The organism is Candidatus Nitrosotenuis cloacae, assembly GCF_000955905.1.
Classification (GTDB): domain Archaea; phylum Thermoproteota; class Nitrososphaeria; order Nitrososphaerales; family Nitrosopumilaceae; genus Nitrosotenuis; species Nitrosotenuis cloacae.
In genome coordinates this window covers 723286-738551 of sequence record NZ_CP011097.1, presented here as the reverse complement: position 1 = coordinate 738551, position 15266 = coordinate 723286, and the positions used below count along the sequence as shown (strand labels likewise).

General features: G+C 41.2%; 20 protein-coding genes and 1 rRNA gene. 13 read left to right on the top strand and 8 right to left on the bottom strand.

The genetic code is table 11. The features are described from left to right. Window positions 1–68 precede the first annotated feature (68 nt). Window positions 69–1539, bottom strand: a 16S ribosomal RNA gene (locus SU86_RS04135). A gap of 309 nt (window positions 1540–1848) precedes the next feature. Between SU86_RS04135 and SU86_RS04130 the strand changes: the two genes are divergently transcribed. The 3 genes from SU86_RS04130 to SU86_RS04120 are packed head-to-tail and all read left to right on the top strand — an operon-like array spanning window position 1849 to window position 4525. Then, window positions 1849–3120 carry an aspartate aminotransferase family protein gene (locus SU86_RS04130; RefSeq protein WP_048189174.1) on the top strand — a complete coding sequence of 424 codons (1272 nt, stop codon included), beginning with the start codon at window positions 1849–1851 and terminating at the stop codon, window positions 3118–3120. 50 nt (window positions 3121–3170) lie between these two features. Beyond that, window positions 3171–3809: a hypothetical protein gene (locus SU86_RS09360; RefSeq protein WP_052755483.1), complete on the top strand. Its 639-nt coding sequence runs from the start codon at window positions 3171–3173 to the stop codon at window positions 3807–3809. A 41-nt stretch (window positions 3810–3850) separates the two neighbouring features. After that, entirely contained in the window at window positions 3851–4525 is a 675-nt protein-coding gene (locus tag SU86_RS04120; protein ID WP_048187692.1) for a DnaJ domain-containing protein, read from the top strand. Here SU86_RS04120 and SU86_RS04115 read toward each other — a convergent pair. Continuing rightward, on the bottom strand, window positions 4522–4932 hold the full coding sequence (locus SU86_RS04115; RefSeq protein WP_048189169.1) for an HIT family protein: 411 nt from the start codon (window positions 4930–4932) through the stop codon (window positions 4522–4524). The genes SU86_RS04120 and SU86_RS04115 overlap by 4 nt on opposite strands. Before the next feature lie 90 nt (window positions 4933–5022). Here SU86_RS04115 and SU86_RS04110 point away from each other — a divergent pair, with 90 nt between their 5' ends. After that, window positions 5023–6162, top strand: coding sequence for a 3-hydroxyacyl-CoA dehydrogenase (locus SU86_RS04110; protein WP_048187691.1), 1140 nt, complete (start codon window positions 5023–5025; stop codon window positions 6160–6162). On the opposite strand, the gene SU86_RS04105 is transcribed toward SU86_RS04110, so the two are convergent. Then, window positions 6152–6661, bottom strand: a complete 510-nt coding sequence (locus tag SU86_RS04105) for a TIGR00725 family protein (protein ID WP_048187690.1) — start codon at window positions 6659–6661, stop codon at window positions 6152–6154. The two genes, SU86_RS04110 and SU86_RS04105, sit on opposite strands and share 11 nt — an antisense overlap. A 98-nt stretch (window positions 6662–6759) precedes the next feature. Here SU86_RS04105 and SU86_RS10095 point away from each other — a divergent pair, with 98 nt between their 5' ends. The 3 genes from SU86_RS10095 to SU86_RS09485 all read left to right on the top strand — a co-directional run bounded on the left by SU86_RS10095 (window position 6760) and on the right by SU86_RS09485 (window position 7556). Then, window positions 6760–6885, top strand: coding sequence for a hypothetical protein (locus tag SU86_RS10095; RefSeq protein ID WP_256363754.1), 126 nt, complete (start codon window positions 6760–6762; stop codon window positions 6883–6885). A gap of 66 nt (window positions 6886–6951) precedes the next feature. Further along, window positions 6952–7362 (top strand): hypothetical protein, encoded by a 411-nt coding sequence (locus SU86_RS04100; protein ID WP_048187689.1) that lies wholly within the window; start codon window positions 6952–6954, stop codon window positions 7360–7362. Continuing rightward, on the top strand, window positions 7359–7556 hold the full coding sequence (locus SU86_RS09485; protein WP_082096123.1) for a C2H2-type zinc finger protein: 198 nt from the start codon (window positions 7359–7361) through the stop codon (window positions 7554–7556). Before SU86_RS04100 ends, SU86_RS09485 begins: the two co-directional genes overlap by 4 nt. Here SU86_RS09485 and SU86_RS04095 read toward each other — a convergent pair. From SU86_RS04095 to tuf, 3 genes are all read right to left on the bottom strand, one after another. After that, window positions 7553–7720, bottom strand: coding sequence for a TFIIB-type zinc ribbon-containing protein (locus tag SU86_RS04095; RefSeq protein ID WP_236687777.1), 168 nt, complete (start codon window positions 7718–7720; stop codon window positions 7553–7555). The two genes, SU86_RS09485 and SU86_RS04095, sit on opposite strands and share 4 nt — an antisense overlap. An 81-nt stretch (window positions 7721–7801) precedes the next feature. Next, window positions 7802–8110 carry a 30S ribosomal protein S10 gene (gene rpsJ / locus SU86_RS04090; RefSeq protein ID WP_048187687.1) on the bottom strand — a complete coding sequence of 103 codons (309 nt, stop codon included), beginning with the start codon at window positions 8108–8110 and terminating at the stop codon, window positions 7802–7804. Window positions 8111–8124: 14 nt separating this feature from the next. After that, a complete protein-coding gene (tuf, locus tag SU86_RS04085; RefSeq protein WP_048187686.1) occupies window positions 8125–9423 on the bottom strand; it encodes a translation elongation factor EF-1 subunit alpha in 1299 nt (432 codons plus the stop codon). 153 nt (window positions 9424–9576) lie between these two features. Here tuf and SU86_RS04080 point away from each other — a divergent pair, with 153 nt between their 5' ends. Genes SU86_RS04080 through endA form a run of 6 tightly spaced genes read left to right on the top strand, consistent with a single transcriptional unit; the run spans window position 9577 to window position 14576 of the window. After that, window positions 9577–10710: a fructose-1,6-bisphosphatase gene (locus SU86_RS04080; protein ID WP_048187685.1), complete on the top strand. Its 1134-nt coding sequence runs from the start codon at window positions 9577–9579 to the stop codon at window positions 10708–10710. Between the two features lie 50 nt (window positions 10711–10760). Continuing rightward, the gene (locus SU86_RS04075; protein WP_048187684.1) at window positions 10761–11156 is read left to right on the top strand and encodes a hypothetical protein; all 396 of its coding nucleotides are present in this window, start codon (window positions 10761–10763) and stop codon (window positions 11154–11156) included. A gap of 50 nt (window positions 11157–11206) precedes the next feature. Further along, window positions 11207–11494, top strand: a complete 288-nt coding sequence (locus tag SU86_RS04070) for a hypothetical protein (RefSeq protein ID WP_048187683.1) — start codon at window positions 11207–11209, stop codon at window positions 11492–11494. Window positions 11495–11540: 46 nt separating this feature from the next. Continuing rightward, window positions 11541–13307, top strand: a complete 1767-nt coding sequence (locus SU86_RS04065; RefSeq protein WP_048187682.1) for an ATP-dependent DNA ligase — start codon at window positions 11541–11543, stop codon at window positions 13305–13307. Window positions 13308–13351: 44 nt separating this feature from the next. Further along, window positions 13352–14005, top strand: a complete 654-nt coding sequence (locus SU86_RS04060; protein ID WP_048187681.1) for a DUF47 domain-containing protein — start codon at window positions 13352–13354, stop codon at window positions 14003–14005. Between the two features lie 37 nt (window positions 14006–14042). Continuing rightward, entirely contained in the window at window positions 14043–14576 is a 534-nt protein-coding gene (gene endA / locus SU86_RS04055) for a tRNA-intron lyase (RefSeq protein WP_048187680.1), read from the top strand. Here endA and SU86_RS04050 read toward each other — a convergent pair. Further along, entirely contained in the window at window positions 14573–14944 is a 372-nt protein-coding gene (locus SU86_RS04050; protein WP_048187679.1) for a hypothetical protein, read from the bottom strand. The two genes, endA and SU86_RS04050, sit on opposite strands and share 4 nt — an antisense overlap. 3 nt (window positions 14945–14947) lie before the next feature. Next, window positions 14948–15184 carry a hypothetical protein gene (locus SU86_RS04045; RefSeq protein WP_048189166.1) on the bottom strand — a complete coding sequence of 79 codons (237 nt, stop codon included), beginning with the start codon at window positions 15182–15184 and terminating at the stop codon, window positions 14948–14950. Window positions 15185–15266: the final 82 nt, after the last annotated feature.

Below are 15266 nucleotides of genomic sequence, written 5' to 3'. Positions count from 1 at the left end.
CACTTTCATGATGCATTGCATCGATGGTTGTAAGTGAAGATTAGTGCATCCATCACATATTTTGTCTAAGGAGGTGATCCGACCGCAGGTTCCCCTACGGTCACCTTGTTACGACTTTTCCCTCGTCACTGACCTCAAGCTCGATAATGCCAAGTAGACACTACCTCACTAAAGGCCAACTTCGATGAAACGACGGGCGGTGTGTGCAAGGAGCAGGGACGTATTCACCGCGCGGTAGTGACGCGCGGTTACTAGGGATTCCATATTCGTGAGGGCGAGTTACAGCCCTCAGTCATAACTGAGGTATCGTTTAATGATTGCCTCCTCCTTTCGGATTCGGAACACATTGTCAATACCATTGCAGCCCGCGTGTAGCCCTAGGGTTTCGGGGCATACTGACCTGCCGTGGCCCCTTCCTTCCTCCACATTAACTGTGGCGGTCCGTCTAATTCGCTCCACTACTCCAGAGAGTAATGGTAGCAACTAGACGCAGGGGTCTCGCTCGTTACCTGACTTAACAGGACATCTCACGGCACGAGCTGGCGACGGCCATGCACCACCTCTCAGCTTGTCTGGTAAAGTCTTCAGCTTGACCTTCATTCTGCTGTCGCCCCAGGTAAGATTTCTGGCGTTGACTCCAATTGAACCGCAGGCTTCACCCCTTGTGGTGCTCCCCCGCCAATTCCTTTAAGTTTCATACTTGCGTACGTACTTCCCAGGCGGCAGACTTAACGGCTTCCCTGCGGCACTGCATTGGCCACAAGCCAATGCATCACCGAGTCTGCATCGTTTACAGCTGGGACTACCCGGGTATCTAATCCGGTTTGCTCCCCCAGCTTTCATCCCTCACCGTCGAACGTGTTCTGGTACACCGCCTTCGCCACAGGTGGTCATCAATAGATCAAAGGATTTTACCCCTTCCTATCGAGTACCGTGTACCTCTCCCACTCCCTAGCTGCACAGTATTTTCGGCGGCCTATACGTTAAGCGCATAGATTTAACCGAAAACTTATGCAACCGGCTACGGATGCTTTAGGCCCAATAAACCTCCTGACCACTCGAGGTGCTGGTTTTACCGCGGCGGCTGACACCAGAACTTGCCCACCCCTTATTCACCAGTGGTTCTAGAACTGACAAAAGACTCCCTTAGCGGGAGACACTCGGATTAACCTTGTCGTGCTTTCGCACATTGCAAAGGTTTCTCGCCTGCTGCGCCCCATAGGGCCTGGGTCCGTGTCTCAGTACCCATCTCCGGGCCCCTCCTCTCAGAGCCCGTACCTGTTATAGCCTTGGTGGGCCATTACCTCACCAACTAGCTGATAGGCCGCAGTCCCATCCTACGGCGATAAATCATTTGAACCACAGGCCATTCCAGGCACTGTGGTCTATTGGGTATTATTCTCAGTTTCCCGAGGTTATGCCCATCCATAGGTTAGATTAACTACGTGTTACTGAGCAGTCCGCCTTGTATTGCTACAACGACTCGCATGGCTTAGTACCAATCCGATAGCAGTCAGGTCCCGCAGGATCAACGGGATTCTTGGTTTACTATTATTACATTTTGGAATTGGACGGAATGCACTAATCTTCACATACTCAGATTAGATCAGTTGATCAAATCCTCATTTTGTATGCGTAACTGGAGGCTCGTAAATCACAAAATGGCATAATGCCACACTTCATCACAAGCGCCGCCAAAGCGTTACGTATGCAAAAAAAGAACAAATCGGATATCATATAAACCATACAGAAATTTTTGCAAAAAATAGGCGGTTTTTCGATCAAAAATATATTCCGCAATATAAGGCAAGAAACGACTTGGATTCTATAGAAAAATCATACCAAAAAATGACACCGAAGTCGGCGGTACTTTTTGCAAGATCAAAAAAACTCCACGTAAATGGAGTGAGCCACAACATACGGTTTTTCTCCCCATATCCGTTTGTCACCAAATCTGCCAAGGGAAAATACCTAGTAGATGTAGATTCTAACAAGTATGTCGATTTTTGGATGGGGCATTGGAGTCTGATTTTAGGCCATGCTGCAAAACAGGTTTTAGCCAAAACAAAGGAACAATTGGGAAGGGGATGGATGTATGGAACGGTTAACAAAAACACCGTAGAACTATCAGAGAAAATCCAAAGCGTGGTTCCAGTTGCAGAAAAAATCCGCTATGCGTCAACTGGAACGGAGGCAACGATGTACGCAGTAAGACTCGCAAGAGCAGTCACAAAGAAAAAAATAATTGCAAAGATCGACGGTGGGTGGCACGGATATACCACAGATCTATTAAAAACAGTAAACTGGCCATTCACTCAAACCGAAAGTGCTGGACTCACGGATGAAGAACACATCATATCCATACCATACAATAATCTGGAAGAGTCCATTGAAATTTTAAAATCTGTTAAAAATGATCTTGCTGGAGTAATCATAGAGCCAATACTTGGTGGGGCCGGATGCATCCCAGCTACAAAGGACTATCTAGTTGGCATACAGGAATTTGTCAAAAAGAAGAACGGCCTATTCATGTTGGATGAAATAGTGACTGGATTTAGATTTAGAAATGGTTGTTTATACAACACGATGGGCCTTGATCCAGATATCGTAACACTGGGCAAGATTGTTGGTGGAGGGTTTCCAATTGGGGTTATTTGTGGAAGAGATGAGATAATGGATCATGCAAACACGCAATCACATCAAAGAAAAAACAGAGCATACATTGGCGGGGGTACTTTTTCCGCAAACCCAATGACAATGATTGCAGGTGCTGCAACATTGGATATTTTGAAAAATGCCAGAACATACTCTAAAATCAAAAAATTAGGAGATACAACTAGAAAGAAGATCACAAAAGCGTTTGATGGGCAGGTCATAGTGACTGGTAAAGACTCGCTGTTTATGACACACTTTGTAAAAAATGAAATTACTGAGATAAACAATGCTCAAGACGTGGCAAAATGTGATTCAACAAGATTACAAAGATTCCATTTTGAGATGATGGTAGAAGATGGGATATTTTTCTTGCCGGGGAAATTAGGTGCGTTTTCTGATGCACACTCTGAAGCAGATGTAAAGACACTCGTAGATGCGGCCGAGCGATTTTCCGAGAATAAATAACACAGAACAATACGATATTGATTTAAGTAAGAAAGCCAACTCACGAATCGTTGCAAGGATTAGACATTTTACTTACAAAGGCAATAATTCAATCGATTCAAGACAAACTAGATGTTGAGAAAATTCAAAACATAAACAAAAAACTAGAAGCAGATCATGGACTCAGGTTTGAAGAATTATTCAACAAATACGACGATATGCGAAGCTCATTGCATCAGTTTGAGACAGAGTTGAAAAATATTGAGGACGTGGTTTTGAGAAACTTTTTGACAATAGAAAAAACCACGATGAATGACACATGGGTATTGGTAAGAGACAAGCATCTAGCAGAGATGATTCTAAAGACATATGCGGATGGGGACAAAAAGATGATTTTGGACTTTACACGAGACAAATCAGAGACGGTTCCAAAAATCCTAAGTTTGTGCAATCTACCAAATACCTCCGGATACAGAAAGATGAATCAGTTAATCGATGAGGGCTTTGTTGTTCCGATAGGACTTGCCGAATCATTTGAAGGAAAAAGGGCGATACTATACAAGTCATTGATTCAGAAAATCCAGATAACAATAAACAAGGACAATGTGTTAACTGCGATTTTGGTTCCAAAAGAAACGCTCAGATCAAGCCAGGTAATCAACACAGTATTGCTCATAAACCAAAATCATACAAAACACCAATTCAACTAAAATTAATCATATTTTTAAAATACAAAGCCCATACAATACCATTGGACACATCACAAGCCTATTTGATTTTGAATCTAAAACCCAATTCACCATACAGTGAGGTGAAACATTCGTACAGAAAAATGGCGCTGGAAACACATCCAGACAAAAACAATTCAGAGCAGGACGGCAAAAAATTCAAGCTAATCACAGAGGCATATCATACATTAAAAAATAACAATAAAACTAGCAATTCAAAAAAAGACAACTACAAAAAATACACAGACACCAAAACAAACCAAGGAAAAACAAATTCGGGTACAAAATGGAGCACACAAGACAAACCCCCAGAAGAAGACTGGGGCAGATACACAAAACAAACAGAGCAATCAGATCCACAGTTTTGGCAGGAATATGTTTCAGAATTTTGGAAAAACTATGAATCTGCAAAGACGAGCCAAACAAAAAATCCATATGATTTTGAGATAAAACAGGAAAAAAAACCGAACTTGTTCTCAAGTGTGGAACATAGTCTATGCATAGGGTGTTGTAGTTGTGAGATAATTGCACCACAAGTATTTCACATTGACAAGATTTCCAAAATGAATCCAAAATCAAGTGTCATAAATCAAAACGGCGCAAGCCTTGAAAAGATAATTGATGCCGCGCAAACTTGTCCAACAAAAGCAATCAAAGTGGAAGAGCAAGCCACTGGCAAACGCCTGTACCCATACTAGAGAGTTTTTAGTTTTTCTTGTAAATTCGAGAATTCGGAATCTGTGAGTTTTGGTCTGTTTGCAAACATGGAGTGAACCGCACCAGCAGAATCAGATTGATGACGTGGGATGAGATGTATGTGAACGTGTGGAACTTCTTGACCAGCCTCCTTACCATTATGAATCGCCACCAGTGATGCGCCAGTTAGCGCATCGACTTTTGGAATTATTTTGTGGACCAGCCCAAACAGATCAGCATTGTCTTCTGAGGATACGAATTGTAGTTTTTCATAGTGTTTTTTCGGGATTACCAATGTGTGTCCTTCGGCTACAGGGAATGCATCCAAGAATGCAATAGAATTTTTTGACTCCATTATGACTTTAGCTGGAATTTTACCATCTACTATTTTACAAAAAACACAATCCATCATACATCAGATATCATCATAATTGATATATTTTACAACCAAAATTGTGCAGAAATACATTATAATGGATAACGAAAACCAAAGTTCGGATTGAGTGTCAAAAACATCACAGTACTAGGCTCCGGCATAATGGGTCATGGAATAGCTCAAGTCAGTGCAATGTCAGGGTATAATGTTGTGCTGCGAGACATTGAGCAGCAGTTTTTGGATAAGGCAATGGAGAAGATACGCTGGAGTCTTGAGAAATTGGTCACAAAGGAAAAGATAACAAAGCAAGAATCAGATGCCATATTAGGACGAATCAAAACAATTGTTGATCTAAAGGAAGCAGTGAAAGGAGCTGACCTAATCATAGAAGCAGTTCCTGAGATAATGGAGTTAAAGAAAAAAGTCTACTCAGAATTAGATCAGGTTGCAGACAAAAACACAGTTTTTGCATCAAACACAAGCACATTACCAATTACAGAAATTGCAAATACAACTAGCAGGCCTGAAAGATTCATTGGAATTCACTTTTTCAACCCACCACAACTAATGAAACTAGTCGAAGTCATTCCAGGTCAAAAAACAGGACCAGAGGTACTAAATCTGACAGTTGATTATGTCAAGTCAGTCAAAAAAGAACCTGTGGTTTGCAAAAAGGACGTACCAGGATTTATTGTGAACCGACTTTTCATTCCAATGGTTCATGAGGCATGTTGGTTAAAGCAGCGAGAAAATCTTAAACTAGAAGAAATTGATTCTGCAGTGAAATTCAATCTAGGCTTTCCGATGGGAATATTTGAGCTTGCAGACTTTACTGGCATGGATGTAATACACAAGGCAACAATTGAACTGCAAATCAGAGACAAAAAAGTAATCTTCCCGCACCCAGATGTAGAAAAGCTCTTCAATGAGAAAAAACTTGGTCAAAAATCAGGCGAGGGATTCTACAAATATTCCGATGAAAAATATGAACGCATCCAGCTTGATGAAACATTGGCAAAAAAATGCAATCCGATCTCACTTGCCGCAAACATTCTAAATAACGCAGCATGGCTTGTTACAAACAAGGCAAGCGACATTGCTGAAATTGAGAAAGCAGCACAGCTTGGCCTTGGTCTCAAAAAACCAATTTTTGAGACAGGAAGGGAAATCGGTATCAAAAATATTGTAACAGAATTAAATAATTTGGCAAAAAAGTATGGCGTGTTTTACGAGCCAGACCCGCTACTAGTATCTATGCAGTGATTTGGCTTAGAATGTACCTTACTGCCTCTTGAGGCGTCTCGACTCCGACAATTTTCACATTTTGTCTGTGATCCAAATACTGGTCTGAGAATTTCGATGCAATGCCGCCAGAATTTTTGAGTGCGGCAATTGGCTTTTTGTGCATGTATGCAGCACATGTTTCAGATAGGGTACCAGAACCACCACCCACAATTATCACACCATCAGCAGACAAGGCATTAAGAAAGTCTCGTGATAATCCAAGACCACTTGGAATCACAATGTCACAGAACTCGTTTGCGTATGAAGGGTTGTCTTGTGGAATTATTCCAACTGTTAGCCCTCCTGCATCATGTGCTCCATGTGAGGCTGCCTTCATCACACCGCCAAGGCCGCCAGTTATCAGAACAGACTCGGATTTTGCAACTTCAACACCTACATCATATGCAAGTTTTTCGAGCTCCGGAGTGCAACCACTTTCATTATTACCAATGACTAGAATTTGCCTCCTTTTTGTCAACGCTGTGCTCTGGGCTCTGCATACAAATATTTTTTCAGATCAGTTATGATCGATTTTGTGAGCGTAAAGGATATAAAATTAGAAGCAGTCATAGAATCATGGCAAAAAGAACTATGCCAGTATGTTTAACTGCAGACCAATACAAAAAGCTAGAAGAGATCGCAAAGATCAACGGCATGGTTGATGCAGGACAAGCAGTAGAAAAGATCCTAAGAGAAATCTAAGGTTTTTTACTAACTTTTTTAGTTTTATGATTACGTTTTTTAAAAGATCCATTTTATCAGAGTTCATTGGGTCTTTTTGATAAAAAACTAGGAATTTGTACCGTTTGTAACAAGGAAACAAAGCGTAAGCACAAGCCAAAAAAAGAATGGAATCTCAAGGATCCACTCTGTGCAGAGTGCTACATGAAATCAATGGAGCAATACTATAGTGGCACATTAAAGCAAAAATGCGTCAGTTGTGGAGTAATACAAAAGATAACGGATCTGTGGGAACCGCGCTGGCAATGGGACATGGAAGGATTGTTGTGCAAAAAATGCTTTGATAGTAAAGAAATAGACTTTAGTCAGAAAAAAGAATTCTGTACGGTTTGCGGTGAGCGCTTGAGTTTTTTTAGGTATAATCCAAAAAACGAGTGGAGTCTTGAAGGCCAATTATGCAGGAAATGTTGGGATAATCAAAAGGAATCCCGTAGATGAGATTATTCAAAAACAAAATACCTTGTGAGAGATGCGATCAGAAGTTCTCAAGTATCGAGGAGATGATGCAGCATTTGCAGATAGTTCATGGTAAAGACTTGCCATACAGCTGCAAATTATGTAGCTTGGACTTTACAAACATGGAAGACATGCGAACGCACCTGCAAAGACACCACAGTTATAAAAAAGACTAGATCGCTTGAACTGTTTTTACAATTGGTGGTCTGACTTTGGTAAAGACTCTGAAACCACAGATGCACTTTATCTCAGGTAGTCTGGTCAGTTCTGTGTTGGTTACATTGGTTCCACATCGCAGACACTTGTAAATGACATCAAATTTTTCAGTTGCGGGTGCCATTGCAATTTCTGCAGAGTCAATTGGTGTGGATTCTTCAGACATTTGATTTCTAATTTAAGAGCTGTAATTTAAGGATATAAGTTACTTTAATGATAATTCGATGTATACGTCGTCTGGAATTTTGAGTCTCATTAATTGTCGGATTGCTTTGTCGTCTGCACTCAGATCAATTATTCGTCTGTGCATTCGCATCTCCCATTTCTCATAGGTTTCAGTTCCGTTTCCACATGGGGATTTTCTTGTAACAACGTTTAGTCTTTTTACTGGAAGTGGTGTTGGCCCTTTTACTCTGACTCCTGTTTTTTCTCCAATGCCCATGATTTCTGTGCAAACACCGTCGAGTTTAGGGAGGTTGGTGCTAGTCAGTTTTATTCGGGCGGATTGAGTCAAAACAAAGACCCGAGTTATGGTTTGTATTCTTCAGTGATATCTTTGATGATACCGGCTGCAATTGTTGCACCCATGTCTCTGAGCGCAAAGCGTCCAAGTTCTGGAAAGTCTTTGAACGTCTCAACACATGTTGGGCGTACTGGTCTGATCTTTACAATTGCTGAATCGCCAACTTTGAGGAATTTTGGATTTTGCTCATCCACACCACCAGTTGCTGGGTTGATTTTTGCTTCAAATTCTGTGATTGTTGCTGCAACTTGTGCTGTGTGTGCATGCATTACTGGTGTGTAACCAGGTGCAAGAGCTGTTGGATGGTGAATTACAATGATTTGTGCTCTGAATTCTTTTGCTGCCTTTGGTGGATCAGATGCATGTCCGATGACATCTCCTCTTTTGATGTCTTTCTTTTCAATGCCTCTTAGGTTGAAACCAATGTTGTCACCTGCCTCTGCTTTCTCTAGCTGGGTGTGGTGTGTTTCAATTGATTTAACTTCGCCTAATGCGCCAGATGGCATTACAATGATTTTGTCGTTTGGTTTGAATGTGCCAGTCTCTACTCTTCCTACTGGTACTGTTCCTACACCAGTAATGGTATAGACGTCTTGTACTGGAAGTCTGAGTGGTTTTCCAACTGGTTTTTCTGGGTTTGTAAAGTCATCGAATGCAAGCAACAGTGTTTTTCCTGTCCACCATGGCATGTTTTCTGACTTTTTGACGAGATTGTCGCCTTTCCATCCTGATACTGGAATGATTGGTACGTTTTCTAATTTGTAGCCGACGGATTTGACTAGTTTTTCAGCCTTTTCCTTTGCAACTTTGAATGCTGCTTCGGCGTATTTGCTGTCATCCATCTTGTTAATTGCAACCACTAGTTGACTTACACCTAGTGTTTTGAGCAAAAATGCGTGCTCTCTTGCCTGTCCACCTGGCGCAATAGCAGTATCTGTCTCACCTTCTTTTGCAGAAAGGACTAGAACTGCGGCATCTGCCTCAGATGCACCGGTGATCATGTTTTTGATGAAGTCTCTGTGACCAGGTGCGTCAATCAGAGTGAAAAAGTATTTTGGAGTCTCAAATTTTTGGAAAGCAAGGTCAATTGTGATACCTCTTTCCCTTTCGTCTTTAATGTTATCCATAACCCACGCGTACTTGAAGGTGTCTCCTTTTCCAGTCTTTTCAGACTCGGCTGCATGTGATGCAATGGTTCTTTCGTCTACAAGACCCATATCCATTAAGAAGTGTCCCATTGTAGTGGACTTACCGTTATCAATGTGACCTGTTACGATCAAGTTCAAGTGTGGTTTTGTTGCCATAGGATTGTCCTTCTTAGAGGGGTTTATTACCGTTACGATTTTTTCAAGACTTTTTGTTATTTTTTGGATTTTTTTGATCAGACTGGTTTTGTGGAAAAATTTGACAAAATAATCCTCACATACTATAAATCAAAGTAATCAAAGTCTGAAATTGTGAAAGTTACAGTTTCTGCAATCAAAGCTGATGTTGGAGGGATTGGAGGACATACAAGACCGAGTGACGGATTACTTGATGCAGTCAGAAAAACTGTAAAAAATGCAGGTAGTCTTCTGCTAGATCACTACATCGGATATTCTGGAGATGACGTTCACATTATCATGTCACATACAAAGGGCACAGACAATTCCGAAATTCACGCACTGGCGTGGAAAGCATTTGAGGAGGGAACACGAGTTGCCAAATCAGAGGGATTATACGGCGCAGGCCAAGATCTTCTAAAAGACTCTTTTTCAGGAAACGTAAAAGGCATGGGCCCCGGAGTTGCAGAATTAGAATTTGATGAAAGACCAAACGAAGCATTCACTGTTTTGGCAGCAGACAAGACAGAGCCAGGCGCATTCAATTATCCATTTTACAGATTATTTGTAGACGCATTATCAAACACCGGACTAATCGTAAACAAGTCATTGGCAGCAGGAGTCAAACTCAACATAATGGATGTAGAAGAAGGAAAAATTGCCGAGCTAGAACTATGGCAAGACAAACCTGTCTTAGAGGCAGCCCTCATGTACCCAGGAAGATATGTCATCTCGTCCGTATATACAAAGGCCGGCGAGCCAATCGCATCTCTTTCAACCGACAGACTACATAACATTGCAGGCACATATGTTGGAAAGGATGATCCAATAGCAATAGTCAGAACTCAAAAGAACTTTCCGGCAACCGAAGAGCTAGGAAGTGTTTTCAACAACCCACACTATGTTGCTGGAAATACTCGTGGCAGCCACCACATGCCGCTAATGCCAGTCAAATTAAACACCGCAGCATCAATTGACTTTTGCATTCCAATTGTGGAGGCATTGGTCTTTTCCATGCATGATGGCAAGTTCACAGGTCCATTTGATGGATTCTCGACCCCAGACTGGGATTATGTAAGAAACATTGCAACACAAAAGGCACTGGCAATGAGAAGCCAGGGATTTGTGCATCCAGCGACACTGGTTCCATCAGAGTTAGAATACGCCGAAGGCTACAAGGCGGTGATTGAAGGCTTGCACAAAAAGATGAAGTCCATGGAGTCATCCTCAAAATCATCAGGCAACAAAAAATACGAAGATCCAGATTAGGTCAAAATACGCATCAATAAGGTTAAGTGTCACAGATAGGTTATCTTAGTATGAAATCAAAACTAAGCATGGATCAGATCGTCCTGTTTGGGATTGGCATCATAACTAACATTTTCATCACGGTTTTTGGTCAAATAATACCAAATGCTGTGACTGGGTTTTTCCGTGAAATAGGAGGGGCCTTGATACTGGTGTTTGTCTTTGCGTTTGCGTTTACATGGTTCCTAAAAGCAAGGCCTCACAATAGACCAAAAAAATACAATGTCATCATATTTGATGTGAACAGCCAGCAGATCGAAATAGACGGCATCAGGACAGAATTTAGGAATCATGATGTGGCATGGTCGTTTATGAAACAATACAAGGCCGACTATCCAATGTTTAACTTTGCGATGGTCTCAGATGGCAAAAACAGCGACAAGAAAACAATTTTCAGATACATCTAAAATTATTTGAGCACTAGTCCTAAATACTGAATACAGACAAAAGTATCAAAATGCCACTAGATGTAATTGAGGAGAAAAACCTCGCAGATGCCATAACATATGCATTGGACTATCCAAGTATGGTTTTGGCTCATATCAAATCCACAACCCCTGCTGGCTCACTAATCGATATTGGATACGGATTGTATGTTGGATACATCGGCGGAGTATTTTTTGATGGATTTTTGCAGCGAAACAAGCGATTCCTAAACGAGGATGAGATATCACACTTTAATTCAATCATCAAAAACAACACCCAAACCATTACAATGAAAATAAAGGCAAATCTTCACGTCTGAATCATCAAGCGTCTGGCTTTTATCTGAGAATACGAGAATCAATCCAATGCGGTTTTCAGAGATTGCAGATACTTTTGAAAAAATGAGTGCTACAACAAAACGACTAGAGCTAACACAGCACCTAGTGGAATTATTCCAAAAAACACCGCCAGAAATCATCTCAAAAATTGTCTATCTTATCCAGGGAAAGCTAAGACCAGACTTTGAGGGAATAGAGTTAGGATTGGCAGAAAAACTTGCCATTCATGCGCTATCCAAATCATCTGGAATTCCAATAAAAAAGATCAATTCCACATATGCTGAAGACGGAGATCTTGGAGGAGCAGCTGCCAAAATAATGGAGCAAAAAACCCAGACCACGTTTTTGGCCCAAGACATCACAGCAGAGCGTGTTTACGAAACACTATACAAAATTGCAAAGCTGGAAGGTCAGCGCTCCCAAGACATGAAAATGAAATATGTCTCAAGCCTCCTAAATGACGCAACGCCGCAAGAGGCAAAATTCATTCTCAAAATAGCAATGGGTACGCTGCGGCTAGGGATTGCAGACAATACGGTAATGGATGCACTTGCCATTTCCTATACCGGCTCTAAGGAAAACAGGCAACGACTAGAAGCAGCATACAATGTGTCATCGGACTTGGGTGCGGTAGCAGAAACAATTTCACGTAATGGTTTGAAGGGACTGGACGAATTTCATGTCAAGGTGTTTAGTCCGATCAGGCCAATGCTTGCAGAGCGTGTTAAATCAGAGGCAGAGGCAATCGAAAAACTTGGTGGCGAATTTGCAGCTGAATACAAGCTTGATGGGGAAAGAGTTCAAATTCACTACAAGGACAATCGCATGGTTTTGTATTCAAGAAGATTGGAGAACATCACTAGTTACTATCCAGACATTTTAGAGAATCTGCCAAAGGTGTTAAAGACGACGGATGTGATTTTAGAAGCAGAAGCAGTTGCCATAAATCAAGACTCGGGTGAGTTTTTGCCATTTCAGGAATTGATGCACCGCAGACGAAAATACGATATTGACAGAATTGTGGAAAAATATCCAATCACAGTAAACCTATTTGATGTGTTGTATCTGAATGGGAAAGATCTACTAAACGAACCATACAAAATACGCAGAAAGAAACTAGAGGAAATAACAAGCGAAAATGAATACGCCAAAATAGTAACGCAAGTAATAGTTCATGCCGAAAACGAAATAGAAGACTTTTTGGAAAATGGGATCAATGCGGGCTGTGAAGGGTTGATGCTCAAGAGTTTGGATGCACCATACAGAGCAGGCGCACGTGGAAACAACTGGCTTAAGCTAAAGCGGGAATATCGAAATGAGCTTGGCGATAGTTTGGATTTGGTGGTAATAGGCGCATTCTTTGGCAAAGGCAGACGAACCGGAAAATACGGAACGCTTTTGCTTGCATCATACAATCAAGACCGTGACGCATTTGAGAGCATTTGCAAAGTCGGTACCGGGTTTACAGACGAAAACTTGGATCAGTTCTACCAAATACTACAAGACAAAGTCACACTCAAAAAAAATCCCCGAATCGAAAGCGGAATGGAGCCAGATGTGTGGTTTGAACCAGAGCTAGTAATTGAGATAGTTGCATCAGAAATAACACTGAGTCCAGTTCACACCACTGCCAAGGACTCCATCAGAACAGGTAGTGGACTTGCACTGAGATTCCCCAAATTCACAGGTAAAATTAGAATGGAAAAGGCACCAGAAGATGCATCCACGGATCAAGAAGTCATCGCACTATACAAGAATCAGAAAAAAGTGACCCAGAACGTATCGGATGCATGATTTTTGCAAGCTTAATTAATCCCACCTTAAATTAACCAAGAAGGATGTATAGTGGAGAACTAGAGGTCCAAGCAAAACGAAAAGCGATTGCAGTTTTGCAAGACGAGATCAACAGAATTCTAAATGCAGCAAGAGAGTTAGCAACACTGCCTGCACTAATTATGAAAAAAGACAAGGCAGGAATCAAGGCAGTAAACGAGCAGATCTCCAGCATTGAAGAAGAAGTAGAAAACCTCAGACGAAAAATCACACGAGAGGTAGCAGATGTTGGAGGACTCATCATGAACAGAGAAAATCTTCTAAACACGGCATACACCATGGATGAAATTGCAGGATATATCACTGGAATTGCATTCAAGCTCTCAAACATAAAACCAGCCACTCTCAAGAGTGCAAAAATCGACGAAGACATTTCCGAGTTAATTGAACTACTAGTTGATGAAGTCTACAAACTAAATGAGATTGTACGAGGTCTTAACACAAACACTGCAAACGCAATAGAGCTTGCCCAAGAGACCCAAAAAATAGAGCGAGAAATTGACAGAAAATACAGACAGGCGGTAATCAAGGCGCTGGATGAGATAACCAACACCAAGGAATTATTGCTAGTCAAAGATGTCATTCAGGGAATTGAGGAAATGTCAGACAAGTGTCAGCAGGTATCAGATTCATTTATCATGTTAGCACTGAGTCTATAATCCAACTTTTTATATTCACAAAATACCAACACTGCAGATGCAGGGCGAGCTAGTAGAAAACAGAATCATAATTTGGAACATAAAGGACTCAAAGGAGCTTTTCTCAGAAACATATTATGGCAAACCAATTGGAATTGCCAAGCCAAAACCAGAGGAAATCGACGTTCCACTGATTTTGGATTTAATAGAAGGACATTACTTGCAGGAAAAAAATCAACTAGTCATCTACAAAAACGAGAAAAAAATATCAAAACAACAAATGGCAGAGATTTGCAGGGAGGAATACCATAATTTTGATAAGAAATATCTTGTCTACAAGGACTTTAGGGACAAAAACTACATCGTAAATCCAGGAATAAAATTTGGTTGCGATTTTGCAGTGTATCAACGAGGGCCAGGAATTGATCATGCACCATATTTGGTGCAGGTCCACAACAAAACAGATACGATATCATCAACAGGAGTGGTCTTAGCCGGACGATTAGCAACCAGTGTAAAAAAACACTTTATTCTTGCAATACCAAGCTCAGATAAGGTCAGTTATTTGGCCCTAGATTGGTGGCGCGCCTAGATTTTTTTGATGTGTGCTGCAATCTGATCATAGATTGCAAAGAGATCTTTTGTGATCTTAAACTCGTGTGAGTTCTTCCATTTGCTGTAAATTCTAATACCATTATTTGACGGATCCACAAAGATTGATGCGTCCTTGATTGATTGTTTTGCAATCAGCTCGTTTAGGGCAGAGTCTTGGTTTAGGACCTCAGCAAGTAGTCCGCCATTCCAACTAATGGACTCTATTTTTTTGCCATTAAAATGACCAGATGTTTTGAGGATTGTTTTTGCCACATACTTGTTCTGGTTTGAGGTCTCGATTTTAACAATAAAGTGAGCCTGGAATCTGTCCTGCGCACCCCATGATGATACTAGTGGATCTTGCATGTCCTATCCCTTTTGAATTACCTGAATTACGTCAATATTAGAATTTTTTAGCTCAACCACACCAAGATTTGTTACCATTCTAGGGGTTTGAGAGAATAATCTGCTGGAGTAATCACCAATCTCAACTGAATCGGCTCCACGCTCTTTTGTGAAGGAGTCTATACCAATCGCCTTCAACATGTGTGATACTTTTTCTGGCCAAGTCTCATAAGCAATTGTATCAGATTCAGTATCATGCATATTTTGGGTGACTGAGTACCCACAAATAAAGATTTGACATTGAATTGATCCACATAAATAATACAAGCCAAATCTCAGATCC